The sequence below is a fragment of the Paraburkholderia tagetis genome, from assembly GCF_022213065.1.
Lineage (GTDB): Bacteria > Pseudomonadota > Gammaproteobacteria > Burkholderiales > Burkholderiaceae > Paraburkholderia > Paraburkholderia tagetis.
Window position 1 is genome coordinate 138,337 of the sequence record NZ_JAKLJA010000011.1, and the last position, 19,048, is coordinate 157,384.

Consider the following 19,048-nt stretch of genomic DNA (forward strand, 5'->3'; position numbering starts at 1 on the left):
TACATTTGCGTTTTACGCAAACCTTCGAGGCGTCCCATGCGCAAGCTGCTCGAACCCTCGCTCTACTACTTCTCGGTCGTGGCGCAATCGGGCTCGCTGAGCGCGGCTACAGAAAGCCTCGGCCTGACCGTGTCGGCGCTCAGCCGTCATATCGCCAAACTCGAAGGCGACATCGGCGTGCCGCTGTTCGAGCGTCACGCGCGCGGCATGGTGCTCTCGCACGCCGGCCGGCTGCTCCTGCGCCACGCGCAGCGCACGCTGTCCGATGCGCAAGCCGTGGTCGAGGAGATTCAGGGCGAGGAGCGGCGCCGCGCGCGCAAGCTCGTGATCGCCTGCACCGAAGGATTCGCGTTCGACTTTCTGCCCGTGGCGCTGGGCGCGTTTACCGCCCGGCATCCTGACGTCACGCTGGAGATCGAGGTCGTGACGAGCGAGCGCGCGAACCAGATGCTGCTCGCGGGCGAGGCGGCCATCGCGCTGGCATTCAGCTTCAAGCCCGAGGCGGGCGTGGCGGTGCAGCTCACGCAGCCCGCGCCGGTCATGGCGTTGATGCGCAACGATCATCCGCTCGCGGTACAGCGTCGGATTGCACTCAAGGACCTCACGCAGTGGCCCGTGCTGTTACAGGACAAGGGGACGACGAACCGGCAGTTGTTCGACATCGCGTGCGGAGTCGAAGGCGTCGAAATCGTGCCGCTCATGAGCAGCCGCTATGTGGCGGCGCTCTACCGCTTTGCGCAGGTGGTGCCGCGCGCGATCATGCCGTCCGGCTATGTTTCGGTGGCGAACCGGCTTGAGCCGGACGGGCTTGTCGCGCTGCCGTTCGACAATCCGCTGCTGACGCAGCGCCGCCTGCAGGTCAAGACGCTGGCCGGGCGAGCTTTGGATGGCATTGCGAAGGAATGCCTGGACTGGATCATCGAGCAACTAAAGCGCGCGACGCCGTCACGGTAAGTATCAAGCGAGGCTGAGGAATACCGGACATATCGAGGTGTAGGAGTAGCTGTAGGTCGCCCAGGTGCTACAGACGGAGCGCGACAACAGCCGGATCGGTAAAGCATCCTTGGCAAAGACATTTGCCACTGTTCCGCATACGGGAACGTTATTCTCATATAGGTAACACTAATGTAAGTAAAAACCCGTATAATGGTTTCCACGGATTGGCTTGGCGCGCCCGCCCACGAACCACTACAGGAATCTCACATGAAATCGCTCATCAATATTGCCTTCGCGGTTGCCCTTGTCGCCCCGTCACTATCGCACGCTGCTGTGCCGCTTACGCGCGCACAGGTACGCGCGGAATTGATTGATCTGGAAGACGCGGGCTATAACCCGATCGACGACGACAACTACCCGCAGAACCTGGAGCACGCGCAGGCTATCGTGGCGCAACAGAACAAAGCCAATAACGCATACGGTTCGGATACCGCTGGTGCGTCGCAATCCAGTGGTATGGCGCAAACCGGCGAAAAGTGAAAAAGCTGCGCTTTAGGAAAGGCAGCTTTTTTCAGGAATGTGAACTAACCCAGAAACAGGTGGTTAAAGCGTTCGTTCCATTTATTGCGCTCGGCCGCTGGCATCGCCGGATCGACTGGCGTGATCTGGCTATTCTGGAAAGGTGATGGGATATTCCGATGCGTCGGAACGTAGTCCATGTTCGCCAGAATTTTCTGCGCGTCCGAAGAGAGCATGTAATCGTATAGCAACATGCCAGCGGCCGGATGCGGCGCATGTTTGAACAGAGCAATGCCATTCGCTCGCGCCACTGCGGGTTGCAACAGGAACCAGTCTATAGGTGCATTGTTGCGCTTTGCCTGCATTGGCATATAGTTATACGTCTCCAGCGCAAGCGGCACTTCACCCGAGGCAACCATATTGTTCAGCAATGAGTTGCCGTTACGGACAGATATGCCATTGGTGGCAATCAATTCCCTGAAGAATGCAACGCCTTTTTCGGTTCCCATCTGCTGGCAAATGGTCGCAAACCAGTCAGAGCTCTTCGACTCGATGCCGAGTTTGCCTTTCCATTTCGGCAGCAGCAGATCACCAAATGAAGCAGGCAGGTCTTCTTTCTTGATGGTATTCGTATTGTAAGACTGAACCCATACAGACAGCAGCGTAGACGCCCACATGCGATGTTCCGGCACCGATCCTGGAATCAGGTCTGCGAACATGGGCGATACGACAGGCTGTAACAGGTTCTCCTGCCGCAAATTATCGAGGAATGAGGAGCCGACATGCACGTTGTCTGGCATATAACGGCCGGCTCGTGCTTCTGAAACGGCACGTTGCACGACTTGCTCATCTCCTGCGCGCCACGTATTGATCTTGACACCGTATTTCTTCTCAAACGGCTTTAACAACGGCTCGAGGTCCGATTTGGCGATCGTGGTGTAAAAATTGACTTGCCCTTCTTTTTTTGCCGCTGCGAGAATTTGGGCTTCACGATCCGTTCCGGTGTAGTTCGCCAGTGCGAGATGCGGCGAAATTGCCTCGGCCGATCTGGCATGGAACGGCACGAATGCGGCGCTCGATGCGAGCCCCACACCGGCTTTCAATAGGGTACGTCGGGTAATCATCCTGTCTCCATGCTTGAAATAACGCCCCGAATGCAGCCGCTTTCAGAGCAGTCGTTAACACGCGCTTGTGCATTACCGGGTCGCGCACATCAGGTTCAATAGCTCTTACGCGTGTATGGTTCAGGCGCTCGTGCATGCTGCCAGACAATTGATGGCGGCAGTCTCCGTCAATCGGTTCGGCGGAGAATTTCACTATGTGTGTAAATCGGTAATTTCCCTATGAAGCGTCCATGGTGGGTGTATACTTCACTTTCAAGTCCGACGTTCACACCCCAGAGGTGAGACCATGAAACTCCTGATCAATGTTGTTTGCGCAGCTATCGCCCTGGTTCCGTTGATGTCGCATGCGTCCGAGTCCATCACGCGCGCCCAGGTAATCAAGGATCTTGAACAGCTGGAAACGGCGGGTTACAACCCCGGTGTGGCTGACGACAGCTATCCGGAGAATCTGGAGCAAGTTCTCCAAACAATCAGATGAAGATCATCCCGAGCGTGTCCTCCGTTCTGGAAAACAGGGGAGTGACTGGAATCAGGCCGGGGCGCCCGCATCGAGAGCGGCACGCTTAGGATCATGTTGTTCCGGATACACGTATGGCCCGAGCCGTACGATCGACACCACGGCGATCAAAACAAAGGCGGAGAGCGTCCAGAGGGCGATCTTGTAGGAGTGTGTGAGGTCAAACGATAGTCCCGATGCGAAGATCATGATGCCGGCACCCCATCCCCACGCCATCCACATCGCACCGCTTACCCGGCCAAACAGGCGCAGATCGAAGTAGCGGCTTACGATGAACGTAATGATGTCCGCTTCCGCGCCGATCGAAACACCTATCATTGCAGCAGCGATCATGGGTGCGTGACCTGTTGCGCCCGTTGCGAGAATGAGCACGCCAACGAGGGTCAACGCGAACGACATCGCAGCACAATAGGGTGCATGAACCCGATCCATCAACCACCCCGCGAATAATCGGCCGACTGCCGATGTCAAGCCGGCGATCGACAGCATCGTTGCAGCAGTCGCCACCGTTTCGCCGCGATCGGTCATCATGGGCACAAGTTGCGAAAGCAACGCGAGCAGTACACCGGACACACAGAAGATCGAAAGGCCCAGCAGACGGAATGTACGATCCTTCAGGAATAGCGACCAGAGCGACGGTAGTTCCCGTTTTGCTTTAAGTGCTTTACACACCAGATCTTCATCTACGCCTGGCGGCATCTTGACGAGAAAGTAAAGCGCGGGAACCGAAAATACCGCCATCAACGCAGCGACGCCGAAATAACCAGCACGCCAGCCGAAGTGCTTCAGCAGATAACCCGCGTAGTGCGGCATGAACATCGCGCCGATTGCGGTGCCGCCAACCATCAAACCCAGTGCCAGGCCACGCTGACGGTCGAAGCGGGCGCAAATGACTTTCGCATAAGGCAGCGCATTCGTGCTGGGCGCGAAGAGACCGACCGCAACGAATGCCAGTGCGAATATCCAGGGAGACGCCGGCAACAGGCCCACGAGCGCTGTGGACGCTGCAAACAGGATCAGAAATAGCAGGGTAGGGCGACGCACGCCCATTTTGTCGATAAGAGATCCTAGAAGGATGGTTCCCGGCCCCATCGAAAACTCGAAGATGGTCAAGCCGAGTGAAACCTGCGCGCGGCTCCAGTGATTCTCCGCAGCGATTGCCTTGATGAACATGCCGAACATGAATGCGGACAACACACCGGCACCGACAGAAAGGCAGACCGCGCCGCCGAGTACCGTCCACCATCGATTAATATCGCGTTTCAAAATATTCTCCTTGCTGCGCGCCGAGTGCGGAAAGCAGGTCGTTCAGATAACCGGACTTCGCCGGAAGAACCATCATCGTGCTATAGGGGCGCAGCACATCGGCAGTGCTGTTCGATTTCTTCCCGGAAGGGCTGATCACGACGGACACGGTAACGCCATTCATGCGATACGTCTTCGCTGCGACAGCAATCGCTTTGGCATCCTCACCTTCACGGCCCGAAATCACGACGGTATCAGGCATACCAAGCCATTCGTCTAACGCATCGGGGTTCAGGCCAGCGCCGGCATCCGGGCATTGCAGAAGCTCTGCGAAATCACTCGCCTTCGAAAACTCAACGTCGGCATAGGTGCGGCAGTTTGCGACTTCTGCATCGTTATCCGACAATGCGATCACGCGAATGCGACGAGGGGAGGAATTCGGAGTCTTGATTCTATAACGCACTTCGGATGGAGTCTGGTAATCAGGCATAGCTTACTTCCGCGGATCGATCGTCAGATTTCGTTTAAAAAGGCGCGGAGGAGCGCTTCTTATGCCCCCCGCGCCGCTGCTTAGAAGCGATGTCGCAGCACGAGCTTCACAGCGATCTGCGTCGGCGTGGTCGAGGCACCGAGTGATCCGATTGTTGCGACCGCCGTCTTGCCAGTCGAATCGATACCAGTAGCGTGTTGCCAGACCCCGCTAAGCTGAATATCCGTGGCCTTGGAGAGGAAGTAGTCCGGACCAAAAATGACCTGATTATAGTGTGCCGTCCTGCCGGGCGCATGCACTGTCGTATAGTCGTAGGCAGCCGCGACCATCAACGTTGGCACGATGCGATAACGGACATTGCCTTCATAGCTGCTGAGCGTAGCCGAGCCGGTATTAGGCGTCGTGGAGGTTTTCAGCATGTCGCTGAAGACCGTGCGCGTATAGACAAAACTGATTTGGCCCCCAGTGCCGAATCGGTAGCCAATACCTGCTCCGAAGATCGCCTGCGTATTCGCGGACAGAAACCCGCTGAATGAGGGCGATTTCCCCGGGGACTTGAAAGCCGCGACAGCGGGCTCCACTGAACTGTCGTAGACCGAGACAGCAGGGTTGTTGATATTCTCGTACGCAATTGCAGCGAGAACAGGACCTGAATCGTAGGTCATCGCCAGTTGATACCGGCGACTCGTAGCAAAGTTGCCCGGCGTCCCGCCCGGCGCAAATTCCCCATCGAACTTGAAGCCCGCGAACGTGGGCGAGATGTAGCGAATCGAACTGTCGAACCGGAAATTCGCGTTCAGGTTATCGAAATCGCCCTGATGGCTCCCGATCCACGCCCAGATGCCCGTTGCTGCCAGGCGCTCGCCCAAATCATCATGCATCGCGTCGTATTGCCGGCCCATCGTGAGTCGGCCATAAGGCGTTTGCAGACCCATCCACGCCGAGCGGCCAAAAAGGCGACCACCTTGTGAGAGCGTGCCAGCAGAAGCGTCGAAACCGTTCTCCAGATCAAAGATCGCCTTCATGCCGCCGCCAAGATCTTCGGCGCCGCGCAGACCCCAGCGGCTGCCGTTGGTTTGACCTTTGACCATACCGACGACCGAGCCGCCACCCTGATTGCTGACGTAGTTGATACCCTCGTTGATGATGCCGTACAGTGTCACCGAGCTTTGAGCGTGTGCAACGCTGACGAGGGCAGGGAAAGCTATCAGCGGAAGTAACTTTGTTCTCATATGTCTCCAATCATGATTTTAAACGACAACCGATCTATATCCGGCTGTTCCTTTCACGCAAACATGCCGCAGTATGAAAAAGCGTATCGCATAACTAATTAAACAAGTTCGCTCAAAAATCCAGGTATTCCAGGTGGGCGACCTCAAAAAATCGGGGTACTTTCCCGACCCGGCATCGACTACGTGCCGCTGAACACACTATTGAACAACGCCTGATTCTTCGCCTGGTTGTCGATGATGTCCTTATTCGAAATAATCTGCATCGACACGTCTGGAAGCTTGCGCTTCACCGTCGTATTCGTCACAGCCATATCGTGTGCCGCATACATCGCCTGACCGTCGGTAAGCAGGAAGTCATAAAACAAGACCGCTGCATTCGGATGTCTGAGCATGTGAGCGACACCGACGCCGTTAGGCTGGGTGATAGCGGGCCCGATCGAAAACCAGTCGATAGGTGCCCCGGCCTCTTTCATGGACTGGACCTTGTAGTTGTAGACACCGAAAGCCATCGGCACATCTCCCGAGGCGACCAGATTCGCCACGAGCGTATGGCCACGCCGCACGGACACGCCGTTTTTCGCGACGATCTGCTTAAAAAGGGCGATTCCCGGTTGGCCGCCGAGATTGTGAACCGTTTCCGCGAACCACGGCAACGAATCCTGGCCTTCCACGCCGAGCTTGCCCTTCCACCTCGGATCGAGAAGATCCTTGTACGACGTCGGAAGATCAGCCTTTTTTATCAGGTTGGTGTTGTACGCGACGGTGAACACGTTCAGGCGCGTAGCCGTCCATGCGTTGCTATCCTGAATCGCCGCGGGAATCAGCAATTTCAGAACCGGCGAATTGATCGGCTGCAACAGTTTTTCCCGATACATCGCCTCAAGCTGCGGACCGTTGGTTTCGAACACGTCAGCTTCGTAGCGACCGGCGCGGCCTTCGGAAATGGCGCGTTGCAGAATACCGGAAGCGCTCGAGCGCCAAACAGTCACGTGCACACCGTACTTCTGCTCAAACGCCTTTACGATCGGATCGAAATCAGCAGGCGGCAGGGACGAATACACCGTCAGCTTGTTTTCCTGCTTCGCCCCGTCAACCAGTTTCTGCGTGCGATCTGCACCGTTGTATTGCGCAACAGATTCACTCGATACATAACCGGCCGAGAAAGCGGGGCTGGCGCCGAATAACGTCAGCGCGGCGCCAAGAAGCCCAGCCATCGCTGCGAGGCGGAAATTCCTCTTCATCAAGAGTCTCCGGGATGATTACTTTGGCAGGGCACATCGGCATGATGTACCCCACACCTTCAGCTGTAGCGGATTAACGGCTCAGCGGCCAAATTCAAGCTGCGAGCGACGGCAGCGTTTCCAGTTCCTTCGCGTACGCGCCATCCATTTGCATCGAAAGGCCGATCTTTTCCAGCTCCGACGAGAACGTCGAACGGATGACCGGATTTTCGTCCGCGTAGTCGATTTGGCATCCGCCGATGCGCCGCGAAATCCACGCCTTCGGCACGCCTTGCGAATTGCGCTGCGATACGACTTCGTGCTTGAGCGCGAGGTAACGCGACGGATTCGGATTCGTGTTGAAGTGCTGGTGGAACTCGCCGTTGGCCGGAGTGATTAGCGAGCCGGCTTGCCAGTCGTAACGCTTCGGCTCTTCACCTTCACGCCACATCATCGAGTAGCCCGAACCACTCATGATGATGACGTGCGCACCGGGGCCGTGCGAGTGCGCTTTCTTGTACGTCGAGGTCGGGAATTGCGAAATATGGCTGTTCTGCGAACCGCGCGCCATGTTGAAACGGATGTGACCGCCGCCGGCACCCCGTTCGGCTGCACTGATCAGCGGCAGGTTCACCGCGTCGGCGACGAAATTCGTGTCCATCAGCAAACCCTTCTGTTCGCCGCCATTCGCGAAGTAGTCGGGCTCGCCGTTGAAGCGGTCCTTGAAATCGTACGCTGTGCCGAAGATGAAATCGATGTCTTCGAGCGCGTTGATCGTGGGGGGGGCGTTCGTGACCGCGACAAAACGCGCGGCGTCCTTGCCAGACGTGTTGTAGTGCGTGTGCCAGCAGTTCAGGGGGATGGCGAAGAGGGCGCCGGCTTGCCATTCGAACGTGACTTCCGCGCCCGCTTCGTTGCGAACGGTAGTCGATCCCCGGCCGCTCAGGACGTAAATCATTTCTTCGAACAACTGGCGCTGCGGCGCGAGCGATTTGCCCGGCGGAATTTCGCAGACATAGCAGTCGTTCGACGTGCGCGACGCTTCGTGGTTGATATAGACGCCTTTGCCTCCACGCCGCGCCCAATCCTTCAGATCAACCGTGCGCAGGTCCTGGATATAGTGACCGTCGATGATGTCCAGGCCTTGCTGGGCAATCCAGCGCGTATACGCCGTTTCCTTCTCGGTGGCGAATTTCTTCGCCATGTCCTCGGAAACAACTGCGTTCTTGCTCATTGACTTCTCCATTTAATGCGGGTTGCGTACACAACAAGATAGCTCGCGCAGCCGCAAGCTAACCGATTCAGCGTGGCTTAGACGGTGGCCGTCTTTTTCAGGTACTCGCGGATCTTCTCGGCTGTGAGCGTCACGGCCGGATCGTATTCCGGCGCGTCTTCCAGTTGTTGCAGATCGTTGAGGCCGCTCTTCCAGAAAATGCGGTTGATCGCGGAAATCAGGCGCACGGGGCGATCCGGGTCTGCGTTGAAATGCTGATGAGCCGTGCCAGGCGGGATATAGATTACGTCGCCGGCTTCCCATTCGAAGCGCTTGACTTCACCGACCGGTTTCCACGCGTACTGATCGATAATTTCCACGTCGTAGTCCTGGTGCAGGTCATAGCCGCGTCCTTCGAGCACGTAGAGGCATTCTTCAGCCAGGTGACGGTGCTTGCCCGAATTGCTGCCCGGCGGAATGATCTGCATGTATGCGTCGACCGTCTCCATGCGCGTGTTCATGCCTTCATTCAGCAGGTGCTTGAGCAGGCCCTGGCGCGACATCTCCCACGGCATGTTCTCAGGCCGCACGATCTTTGCGCGCCTGGCGTTACGCTCCGGGGTTTGTTCTGCGTTGTCCAGCAGACCCTTGTAAAGCGCACGATTTTCTTCGCCAGCCAGCCATTTTCCCGATTCGGTCCATGCCATGATCAGTAGCCCCCTTCCGGATGATTGAAATCAGTCTCTTCCATGCGTGCGACGAAACCGACGCCGGTCGGCGACGGCTCGTCGGGGCGAGGTTCGACAGTCTTCTGAAACAGCATGTTCATGAACATGAACATCGGCTTCGTCTTGATGACGAGCGCACGCGCCGGCTTGTCGAGGCTGCGGTTGAAGTGCTGGTGCACGCAGTTGTTGTGCACGATCGCGATGTCGCCAGCTTCCCAGTCGTAGCGGATGCCGTCGTGCACTTCGTAACCGATGCCGTCGAGAATGTAGAACGCTGCTTCGTTCACGTGGCCGTGCTTCTGCGAGTGACCGCCCGGCGAGTATTCTTCAAGGTGGATGTGGAAGGTCTGCGTGATGCCGTCCTTCGGTTGCACATAGTGACGGCTGAAGGTCTGCGGTCCCTTGCTGAACTTGATTTCATTGCCTTTGCGCACGCGCGGAACGGAGCGCAGGCGCTCCAGTTCCACGTTCAGGTTGTATGCGCCTTCAATGCCACGCACGAATACGCGATTCTTCACATTGCCAGCAGTGCTGTGATGCGATTCTTCAGCGCGCTGATCTTCCTCATACATCGAGTTCGTGTCGATGTTTGCTTCAGACATAGTGCCTCCTTGTTGTACAACGAATTTACTGCGGATTCAACGCGACACAGCGGGTCGGATCGACGGAGACCCAGATCTTCGCGCCAACCGGCTCGCGATGCGACGGGTGCGCACGCGCGAGCAAAATTTGTTCACCGACCTTGATCTGCAAATCAAGCGTTTCGCCAAGAAATACTTTGGAGTACACCGTACCTTCAAACACATTGCCATGCTCGATTGCTGGCTTGCTATCGAAGATTTCCAGATTTTCGGGGCGCAACGAAACTACGGCTTTTTCGCCCACGTTCATGCCGCCACTGTGGGCCACCCTGATCGGACCAATAGTCGAATGAATGGTTAGCGCCTCTCCGTCCGTGTATCGGACCGTGCCATCGACAAAGCTCGTCGTGCCGATGAAATCGGCCACGAACCGATTGGCCGGCTGTTCGTAGATATCGCGAGGGCGCGCCTTCTGGACGATGCGGCCGTCCTTCATGATTGCGATTTCGTGCGACATCGCGAGCGCTTCTTCCTGGTCGTGCGTCACGTAAATCGTCGTGACGTTCAGCTCACGTTGCAGGCGCTTCAGTTCGAACCGCATCTTGTCGCGCAGCTTCGCGTCTAGATTCGACAGTGGCTCGTCGAGCAGCAGCAGTTTCGGCTCCATCACAATCGCGCGGGCGAGGGCCAAACGTTGCTGCTGGCCGCCGGACATCTTCGTTGCATCGCGATCTGCCGCATGATCGAGGCCGACTGCGGTGAGGGCGTGCATGACCTTTTCGGTGATCTGCTGTTTCGTGAATTTCTTCTTGCCGACCTCAAGCGGAAAGCTGCAATTCCTGAAAACGGTCATGTGTGGCCAGATCGCGTACGACTGAAACACCATTCCAAACTGACGTTTGTTTGGCGGTACAAAGATCTTGCGATCAGCATCAAACACGGTTACGCCGTTCGCTGCGATTTTTCCGCCATCGGGCTTTTCGAGGCCCGCGATTGAGCGCAAAGTAGTGGATTTACCGCAGCCGCTCGGGCCGAGAAGCGTGAACAATTTGCCTTCTGGGACTTCGAAACTCACATTTTCAATGCCTGCGACTTTGGTGCCGTGACTGTCGAGATATACCGTGTTCAGATTCTGAATATTCAGCATTGTCGTCTCAATAATTTCCGTTAGGCGAGTTCAGACCGATTTCACGCCGAATTTGCTGCCTACCCACTGCGCGATCGATACGAGTGTGAGCAGCCCAATCACAAACATCACACTCAACGCCGACAGTTCCACGTATTGCCCGTTTTGCCACAGTTCCCAAACCACCACGGAAATCGTTTCGCTACCGGGGCTGTAAAGCAGAATCGAAGCGGACAGTTCGCGGATCGACACAATGAACACGTAAATCCAGCCCCCCGTCAAACCAGGCTTGAGTAGCGGCAAAACGATACGAAAGAACGTCGTGCCCCAGCCAGAACCACACATTTCTGCCGATTCCTCCAATTCCTTTGACAACTGAAGCATCGAGATTTGCGTATAACGCATCCCATAGGGCATGAATCGTGTGATGTATGCGATCAGAAGAATCCACAGCGTGCCGTAGATGCCGATGTTCACGTTCAGGAAGAAGATCATGAAAGCCAGGCCCAATACCAGACCCGGAAACACCATCGGAAGCGATGCAAGGTTATCAAGCAGCCAACGGCCGCGAATCTTCGTCTTGACCACGATCCAGCACACGATTGCGGAAAGCAGCATCACACTCGTTGCACACGAAAAGCCGAGAAGCAAGCTGTTGCCTACGGCTTCCTTGAGTTCCGGATAGGTGAAGATATAGCGGTACGAATCGAGCGTCAGATGGCGCAGCGCTTCCATTGACGGCGGCACATAGAACTTCTGGAAGGACGACCACAGCAGCACGAGCAGAGGCATGACCACGATTACAAGCGCGTACAGCACAAAGATCGCTGCAGTGAGATAGCGCCACGGTCCAAGGTCGATTGCGCGTGCTCGGAACGCTTTTCCGCTGACCGTCGTGAATTTTCCGCCCTTGGCAAGCAAGCGGCTCTGGATGAAGATGCCGACCGAAGTGATGAGAAGCAGGATCGTTGAATAGGAAGCGGCCAGCCCGGTCGGCGTCGGATATTGCTGCAACGCTTCGTAAATCGATGACGTGAGAACCTGGATTTTTACCGGCAGGCCGATTAGCGCGGGCACTTCGAAAGATTCGACGGCTCGCACGAAGAGGATGAGAATCGTCGAAACGATTGCAGGTACGGCAAGGCGCAATGTGATGCTGAACGTCGTCTTGAGGAGGCCCGCACCGCTCATGATCGCGGACTCTTCCAATGACGGGTCCATGCCACGAAACGCTGCCGACATCAGCAGGAAAGCCATTGGGGAATATTGCAATCCGTCGATCCAGACCATCCCGCCCATGCTGTAGATGTTGAACGGCGGGTGCGAAAGACCAAAACAGTGCATCAGTGCAACGTTCAAGACGCCGATCTTTGGGCTGGCAAGCAGAATCCAGGCGATCGTGAAGAGAATCGCCGGATTGATGAGCGGAACGACCGTCACCACCGAAAAGAAACGGCGCAAAGGCGTGTTAGTACGCTCGTTGATCCAGGCAAGACCCGAGCCGACGACGAACGATACAAGCGCCGCGCCAATTGCGAACTCCACCGAATTTGCGAAAGCCGACCAGGAGTCTGCGCTACCGAACGCAGTCCGGTAATTCCCGAAAGTAAATACCGATGGCGTATCTGCACCCTGCGGTGTCATGAAGCTCTGCCACAGCAGGAAGCAGAGTGGGATCAACGCCAGCACCGCGACGATAAGGATGGCGCTGCCTACCACCAGCCATTTTGGATCGAGCCGCCTCCAGAACCGGGGCGGCGTATTGGCGACATCAAGTTGAAGCTCCACCAACTGTCTCCTTGCGTGACTTCATTATGCGTGTTCCTTTATATGGAACAGCGTTTCCATTTTTAGGCGCGGTAGCGGTATTGGGCGCGTCTGCTTGATTTTTGTCAAGGTGCTGCGGGGAGGGGTTCGCCCTAGGGGGACGATTTTATTGGCCGCTACGCGGCCTTTTGAGGTGGTTCGCGAATGGCCGATCCCGTTACCTTAATGAGGGTCATTCTCGTATGTGGATGGCCGTTCCATTTTCTGGCTACTGCCGTTACGTAAGCTGCGGTATGATCGCGGCACATAGGCCATACAAACCGGAGACACCCTATGCCGAACGATGCAACCGTTCATTCGCTTGACGATCACCTGTACGGTTACGACCCCGACCACGAACATGGTGACGATGGCGATCATGATCACGACCATGATTTTCCAGAGTCCGAAACAAATCAGGAGGCCGTGTGGCTGCTTGATAACGTCGTTCTCAACAGCGTAGGTATCGACATCGGTTCGTCGGGTACGCAGCTCGTGTTCTCGCGCATCCACATGCGGCGCATTGCTGAAGAACTCTCGAGCCGTTACATCATCGTGGGGCGTGAACCGATTTACCAAAGCCCGATTTCGCTCACGCCGTATCTGAGCGAAACGCAGATGGATACACGGGCGCTCGAACGCATCGTTGCTGCTGCCTATGCGGAGGCCCACCTCGGCCCGAACGACATCGATACTGGCGCCGTGATCCTGACCGGCGAAGCGCTACGTCGTGAAAACAGCGAGGGCATCGCGGATATGCTCGCGGAACAGGGCGGCGAATTTGTCTGCGCGACGGCCGGGCATCACATGGAAGCCATGCTGGCCGTTTATGGCTCTGGAGCGGCAAAATACTCGCATGAGCACGGAAAACGCGTGCTCAATGTCGATATCGGTGGCGGCACGACCAAGCTGGGTCTGGTAGATTCCGGCAAGGTGATCGGCACGGCCGCGGTTCACCTCGGCGGACGACTGATCGTGACGGACCAGGAAGGGCGCATCACGCGCCTCGACCCGGCAGGCAAGGACCATGCGCGGGCAGCCGGATTCTCGTGGGAAGTTGGCAGCCAGACGACACGCGAACAGCTTGAGCTGGTTGCCGACTGGATGGCGCAGACGCTCGTGCGTGTGCTGACCGGGCGCTTCACCGCTGATGACCTGAATTCATTGTTCTTGACCGATCCGATTGCTGATTTGGGTGAGTTGGATGGTCTGATTTTCTCGGGTGGTGTCGGCGAATACGTGTACGAACGCGAAACACGCGACTTCCTCGACCTTGGGAAACTTTTCGGCTCTGCTGTGCGGCGGCGCCTGCTCGTGCAGGTGCCCTGGCCGCTGCTGCCTGCCATAGAATGCATTCGGGCGACCGTTCTCGGCGCCTCTGAATACAGCATTCAGTTGAGTGGTAACACGACTTTCATTTCGAATCCGCGCAATCTGCTCCCACGCAAAAATATGCAGGTCGTGCCCATCGAAGAACGCATGGCTGACATGATCGACCCGGCCGCGATCGCTGAATCGCTGCGCAGGAGCTTCCAGCGCTACGACCTGAAAGAGGGTGATCAGGATGTCGCGATCGTGGTGCGCTGGGCGGGGCCACCCGAGTACTCGCGTCTGGCTGCGCTCGCGCGCGGGCTGATCGATGGCAATCCATTGACCATCGCTGCCGGCAAACCCCTGTATGTCATCGCCGACGGCGACATTGCCTGGTCGCTCGGCAATTTGCTGCGCGAAACACTGGACCGAAATGACTTGTTCGTGATCGATGGCATTTCGCTGCGAGGGCTCGATTACGTCGATCTTGGGCGCATCCGTATGCCGTCACGCACGGTTCCTGTTACGGTCAAATCGCTGGTGTTCAGCGAAGACCCGAGCCTGCACGGTAAATCCGATGCAGCCGAATGGCATGCGCATGGGGATGGCACCGTACATCGTCACCACCACCACGTAACCGCAGGCAAGCACTCGCATCACGATCATGAACACAGTGACGGTGCGGATCACGGGCATCATCACCATGTAGAACACACGCATGACCACTGAAAGAGCCAGGACTTACCGCTAAAGCAGCGAATGCCGTCACACGTGCAAATGCTCGTGTGGCGGAGCACTCTCTTCCATCAACGGCATCAGATGCAGGTTGCTGTTGCGCACACCACGCTGTGACGCAAGTGACCATGCGAATTGCTGAATCGTACCCACTTCACCACGCAGCACGATCGTTTCCAGGCAATTGTCGTGATCGAGATAGATGCGACTGCTGCTAACGATCAGTGCGTGTTGCGCGTGATACGCATCCGCCAGGCGCTGTGCGAGCTCGCGCACGCCGTGTTCAAACACAATCGTCAATGTGCCGACACATTGCGCATGCACGTCATCCAACAATTCCTCTGAACGATGGGCGCGCAGGATGTCACGTAGCGCCTCCGAGCGGCTGTTGTACCCGTGCTGCCTCATCGTTTCGTCAAGCGTCGCGAGCAGGAAATCGTCAATCGTAATCGTGATGCGTTGCATGTCGGCTGTCCTTTTCACGGCAATTGCGTCTTGACATCACCATAGCACACGCTTCATTATTCTTGCACCGCGTTCCAAATACAGGTTATATGTTCTCATATATGGAACGCATGAATCGTGATTATCGGTATGAGGATTTTTGCGAGAAGTATGAGGGACGTGCGAGCCGTGCATGGCGATCTTTCGGTGGAGACGTGAATGATTCAATTCCTGCAATTCCTGTTCAACGATACCGACCCGAATATTCGAGGCCGTATCGGCGCAATGTATGCGCTCCTGGTCGCGTTCAACCTCGGAGCATGGGCATGGGCATTCATCGCGTTACACGGCCAACCGGCGCTGCTCGGTGCTGCCGTCCTTGCCTATAGCTTTGGGCTGCGGCACGCGGTCGACGCCGACCATATCGCCGCCATTGACAATGCGACGCGCAAACTCATGCAGGAGGGGCAGCAACCGGTGACGGTGGGTTTCATGTTCTCGCTGGGTCATTCGACCATCGTCATCGCCGCAACGGCGGCAATTGCAGCTACGGCCATGGCGTTGCAACATCGCTTCGAGGCATTTCAGGAGATCGGCGGCGTTATCGGGACGCTGGTATCGGCGAGCTTTCTATTCGTGATTGCCGCAATCAATCTCGTCGTGCTGAAATCCGTGGTCGCTACCTATATGCGCGTGCGTCGAGGCGAGCGCTACGATGAAGAAGATTTCAACCTGCTGCTCGCCAATCGAGGCCTGCTTGCGCGCATTTTCAAGCCGATGTTCCGCTTGATCACGCGTGGCTGGCATATGTATCCGCTCGGGATCCTCTTTGGACTTGGCTTTGATACGGCGTCCGAAATCGGTTTGCTCAGCGTTTCGGCTACGCAGGTGTCACATGGCGTGCCTATCTGGTCGATCATGGTATTTCCCGCACTGTTCACGGCGGGAATGTCTCTCGTTGATGCGACCGACAGCATCCTGATGCTGGGCGCGTACGGCTGGGCGTTCATGAAGCCGATCCGCAAGCTCTATTACAACATGACGATTACGTTGGTGTCGGCCGTTGTCGCAATCGGCGTTGGCGGAATAGAAGCGCTTGGGCTGATCGAAGATAAATTGCATCTTAACGGCGCGTTCTGGGATGGAATCGGTGCGATCGGAGATAACTTCGGGATGGTTGGCTATGCGATTATCGGTTTGTGCGCGTTCATCTGGCTGGCCTCTATAATCGTCTATAAATGGCGGCGTATCGACGAAATAGAAGTGTAATCGCGATGACGAGGCTGCCTGCCCGGACTGTCGTATTCGACAACTACGAGATTTTTCGCGGCGTGCATCCGCCATCACTTTGGATATCGCTGCCAGTTTCGTTGCTATCAAAGCGATATATAAAACGCGGCCACGTAAACTAGCGCTACGGCTGACATCAGGATGTACGGGTTGAGCTTGGTGAAGTAGACGACGCAAGCTGCAATAGCCGTTGTTGCCCACGCGAACGTACTCGCGTGCATGGATTGCATCACCGCAACAGCCCCGGCGAAAATCAGGCCAACCGCAACCGGTGCCAGCCCGCGTTCGATGGCGTCACGCCAACGCGTACCTTCACTCCTATGCCAGAACAGCGATACGGTCACGAATACCGTTGACGACGGGATATACATCGCGAGCGTCGCAGTGATCGCACCTGCAAAACCCTCCAGATGCCAGCCGATCAGCGCGGATATCAGGGTGGTCGGCCCAGGGGACACACGGGAGATCGCGAAGAGGTCGGCGAACTCCTGACCAGAAAGCCAGTGGTAGACCAACACACTTTGATGCTGGATATCGGCAATGATGGTCTGACCGCCGCCGAATGACAACGCGGAGAGCGGCGCGAATAGAAGGATAATTCTCAGCAGGACGCTATCCATTTAGTTTTCCATAGCAGAACAAAGGATACTGAGTGGTACGAGCACGAGCACGACTGGCACGGTAGGCCAGTGCAGCACACCGACCGCGACGAAGGCGATAACGGCAAACACGTAGCGGAGTAGCTTGCGCTCGATGCGCGCCGCAACCTTGGCACCCATCGAGAACGTTGCACCAACACCGGCAGCGGCAATGCCGAGGAGCAGAAAGTGGGTGAGCGGATAGGCCGAGAGATGCGCATAGAGCATCGCAAGGACGAGCACAACGACAAGGGCAGGCGAAATCATGCCGAGCGCGCCAACAAGCGCGCCGAGCGGCCCACGCAGAAGCTGGCCGATGTAAAGCGAGACATTGACCGGGTTTGCACCGGGCATGACTTGTGAGAGGGTCATGCCAGCGACGAAGGCATCGTTATCCAGCCATTTGCGTTCCTCCACGACGGCGCGATAGGACCATGCGGCAGTGCTGCCGCCAAACGACATCACACTGACGCGCACGAACGTTGTGAATATGTCCCATAACGCGACGTTTTTAGCCGCGGGCGCGGCAGAGGGTTCTTCGATGGTAGACATGGCACGAAGTCGAAAGAGGTTTAAATTCTGTTCCATATAAAGGAACCGCATTCCTGTCAAGACTTTATATGTAGCATGCGGTTCGTGTGCTGGGCAATCAGATTTTGCGCGACATCTATACCCGTTGTGTTACGCAAAATAAAAAAGCGCTGTGCCTGTCGGGCACAGCGCTTTGCGAGTTTCGTACCGAAGCCTTGCTGCAAGCGGCTCGTCACGCGATTACAGCCCGACTCCGTTCGGGGCGAACGAATATTCCATATTTCTGATGGGCTAGCTCAGGGGGTTAGCTCAGGGGTGATAGCCAAGCGTTGCAGAAATGCCTTCAGTGGCAGCAATCAGATGCGGCACCGCAGCCCGCAGCGCTTTCTTCGTGAGACGTTGCGCAGGTCCGCCGAAACCGATCGCTGCAACGACATTGCCCGTAGTGTCACGCACGGGCGCGGCAATGCCGCGCATGCCGATTTCAGATTCCTCATCGTCGATCGCATAACCGTCGCGACGGACTTCCTCGAGCGTTTTCAAAAACACCTGCGTATCCGTATTCGTCTTGGGTGTTTGCGCCACGAGTCCCTGCCTGATCGCGCGCGAGACGACATCCGGCGTGCTAAACGCAAGCAGTACATGTCCTTCTGCCGTATAGCAGGCAGATTTGCGCACACCGATATACGAGCGCATACGGATCGCCTGTTCGCTTTCGAGGTTGAACATGTAAACGACACTCGTATCGTCCAGAATCGCAAGGTGCACGGTCTCGTCCGTCTGTTTGCGCAACACATGCAAGAACGGCAGCGCTTGTTTCGTCACGTCGAAACGTCGGCGCACGAGACCGCCGAGCGTGAACAAAAGGATGCCGAGTCGATAGCGGCCGTTGTCCGGATTCTGTTCCAGCAATCCCTCGGCCAGCAACGCAGCGCACAGACGATGCACCGTGCTCTTTGCGAGGCTCATGCGTTTTGACAAAACGCTAATGCCCAGTTCGGGCTCCTCTTCCGAAAACATCTTGAGCAGTCGCAATGCCGCTGTTACCGATGACAGCCTGCGCGGCCCATCTTGTTCCGCTTCTACTTCCGCTTCTGTACCTGTTTCATTGTTCCGCATGATTTGTGCGTCCAACAATTTACCGATTCTTGTCAAATTTAGCGCCGCATCGTCACGGAACGCAATTCATAGGACGACCCGGCGTATCCCGGTGACTTTCCCTTCCAATGCATGCGGACTCACTCCAGATTCTCTTCCATTCACCTTGACTTTCGCATCGCCGCACAGGGAAACTCATTGGGTTCCATCATAACATACGTGGTTCCACATATAAGAACAATTTTCGCGTTCAGTGGCTAGGGT

Annotated in this window: 19 protein-coding genes; 5 read left to right on the forward strand and 14 right to left on the reverse strand. The window is 56.5% G+C overall.

Translation table 11 applies throughout. From position 1 onward, the window contains the following. Positions 1–36 precede the first annotated feature (36 nt). The gene (locus L5014_RS15885; RefSeq protein WP_238464682.1) at positions 37–954 is read left to right on the forward strand and encodes a LysR family transcriptional regulator; all 918 of its coding nucleotides are present in this window, start codon (positions 37–39) and stop codon (positions 952–954) included. Positions 955–1,203: 249 nt separating this feature from the next. Next, the gene (locus L5014_RS15890; protein ID WP_238464683.1) at positions 1,204–1,476 is read left to right on the forward strand and encodes a DUF4148 domain-containing protein; all 273 of its coding nucleotides are present in this window, start codon (positions 1,204–1,206) and stop codon (positions 1,474–1,476) included. Between the two features lie 44 nt (positions 1,477–1,520). Here L5014_RS15890 and L5014_RS15895 read toward each other — a convergent pair whose 3' ends face one another. Then, positions 1,521–2,579 (reverse strand): ABC transporter substrate-binding protein, encoded by a 1,059-nt coding sequence (locus L5014_RS15895; protein ID WP_238464684.1) that lies wholly within the window; start codon positions 2,577–2,579, stop codon positions 1,521–1,523. Between the two features lie 286 nt (positions 2,580–2,865). Between L5014_RS15895 and L5014_RS15900 the strand changes: the two genes are divergently transcribed. Beyond that, the gene (locus tag L5014_RS15900) at positions 2,866–3,057 is read left to right on the forward strand and encodes a DUF4148 domain-containing protein (protein ID WP_238464685.1); all 192 of its coding nucleotides are present in this window, start codon (positions 2,866–2,868) and stop codon (positions 3,055–3,057) included. 51 nt (positions 3,058–3,108) lie between these two features. On the opposite strand, the gene L5014_RS15905 is transcribed toward L5014_RS15900, so the two are convergent. The 9 genes from L5014_RS15905 to L5014_RS15945 form a co-directional block, all read right to left on the reverse strand. Then, positions 3,109–4,362, reverse strand: coding sequence for an MFS transporter (locus L5014_RS15905; protein WP_238464686.1), 1,254 nt, complete (start codon positions 4,360–4,362; stop codon positions 3,109–3,111). Next, on the reverse strand, positions 4,346–4,831 hold the full coding sequence (locus tag L5014_RS15910; protein ID WP_238464687.1) for a hypothetical protein: 486 nt from the start codon (positions 4,829–4,831) through the stop codon (positions 4,346–4,348). Before L5014_RS15910 ends, L5014_RS15905 begins: the two co-directional genes overlap by 17 nt. An 80-nt stretch (positions 4,832–4,911) precedes the next feature. Then, positions 4,912–6,063 carry a porin gene (locus L5014_RS15915; RefSeq protein WP_238464688.1) on the reverse strand — a complete coding sequence of 384 codons (1,152 nt, stop codon included), beginning with the start codon at positions 6,061–6,063 and terminating at the stop codon, positions 4,912–4,914. A gap of 179 nt (positions 6,064–6,242) precedes the next feature. Then, entirely contained in the window at positions 6,243–7,304 is a 1,062-nt protein-coding gene (locus L5014_RS15920) for an ABC transporter substrate-binding protein (protein WP_238464689.1), read from the reverse strand. Positions 7,305–7,398: 94 nt separating this feature from the next. Continuing rightward, positions 7,399–8,517, reverse strand: coding sequence for a cupin domain-containing protein (locus L5014_RS15925; protein ID WP_238464690.1), 1,119 nt, complete (start codon positions 8,515–8,517; stop codon positions 7,399–7,401). A 77-nt stretch (positions 8,518–8,594) separates the two neighbouring features. Further along, positions 8,595–9,203, reverse strand: coding sequence for a cupin domain-containing protein (locus L5014_RS15930; protein ID WP_238464691.1), 609 nt, complete (start codon positions 9,201–9,203; stop codon positions 8,595–8,597). Between the two features lie 2 nt (positions 9,204–9,205). Continuing rightward, the gene (locus tag L5014_RS15935) at positions 9,206–9,826 is read right to left on the reverse strand and encodes a cupin domain-containing protein (RefSeq protein ID WP_238464692.1); all 621 of its coding nucleotides are present in this window, start codon (positions 9,824–9,826) and stop codon (positions 9,206–9,208) included. Between the two features lie 25 nt (positions 9,827–9,851). Continuing rightward, positions 9,852–10,952, reverse strand: coding sequence for an ABC transporter ATP-binding protein (locus L5014_RS15940; RefSeq protein WP_238464693.1), 1,101 nt, complete (start codon positions 10,950–10,952; stop codon positions 9,852–9,854). Between the two features lie 30 nt (positions 10,953–10,982). Next, positions 10,983–12,719 (reverse strand): ABC transporter permease, encoded by a 1,737-nt coding sequence (locus L5014_RS15945; RefSeq protein ID WP_238464694.1) that lies wholly within the window; start codon positions 12,717–12,719, stop codon positions 10,983–10,985. A 312-nt stretch (positions 12,720–13,031) separates the two neighbouring features. Here L5014_RS15945 and L5014_RS15950 point away from each other — a divergent pair, with 312 nt between their 5' ends. Further along, on the forward strand, positions 13,032–14,777 hold the full coding sequence (locus tag L5014_RS15950; RefSeq protein WP_238464695.1) for an ethanolamine ammonia-lyase reactivating factor EutA: 1,746 nt from the start codon (positions 13,032–13,034) through the stop codon (positions 14,775–14,777). Positions 14,778–14,813: 36 nt separating this feature from the next. Here L5014_RS15950 and nikR read toward each other — a convergent pair whose 3' ends face one another. After that, positions 14,814–15,248 (reverse strand): nickel-responsive transcriptional regulator NikR, encoded by a 435-nt coding sequence (gene nikR / locus L5014_RS15955; RefSeq protein WP_238464696.1) that lies wholly within the window; start codon positions 15,246–15,248, stop codon positions 14,814–14,816. 198 nt (positions 15,249–15,446) lie between these two features. Here nikR and L5014_RS15960 point away from each other — a divergent pair, with 198 nt between their 5' ends. Continuing rightward, positions 15,447–16,496: a HoxN/HupN/NixA family nickel/cobalt transporter gene (locus L5014_RS15960; RefSeq protein WP_238464697.1), complete on the forward strand. Its 1,050-nt coding sequence runs from the start codon at positions 15,447–15,449 to the stop codon at positions 16,494–16,496. 107 nt (positions 16,497–16,603) lie between these two features. On the opposite strand, the gene L5014_RS15965 is transcribed toward L5014_RS15960, so the two are convergent. The 3 genes from L5014_RS15965 to L5014_RS15975 all read right to left on the reverse strand — a co-directional run bounded on the left by L5014_RS15965 (position 16,604) and on the right by L5014_RS15975 (position 18,805). After that, positions 16,604–17,137, reverse strand: a complete 534-nt coding sequence (locus L5014_RS15965) for a chromate transporter (RefSeq protein ID WP_238464698.1) — start codon at positions 17,135–17,137, stop codon at positions 16,604–16,606. Next, positions 17,138–17,707: a chromate transporter gene (locus L5014_RS15970; RefSeq protein ID WP_238464699.1), complete on the reverse strand. Its 570-nt coding sequence runs from the start codon at positions 17,705–17,707 to the stop codon at positions 17,138–17,140. A gap of 288 nt (positions 17,708–17,995) precedes the next feature. Continuing rightward, complete coding sequence (locus L5014_RS15975) at positions 17,996–18,805, reverse strand: IclR family transcriptional regulator (RefSeq protein WP_238464700.1); 810 nt, start codon at positions 18,803–18,805, stop codon at positions 17,996–17,998. Positions 18,806–19,048: the final 243 nt, after the last annotated feature.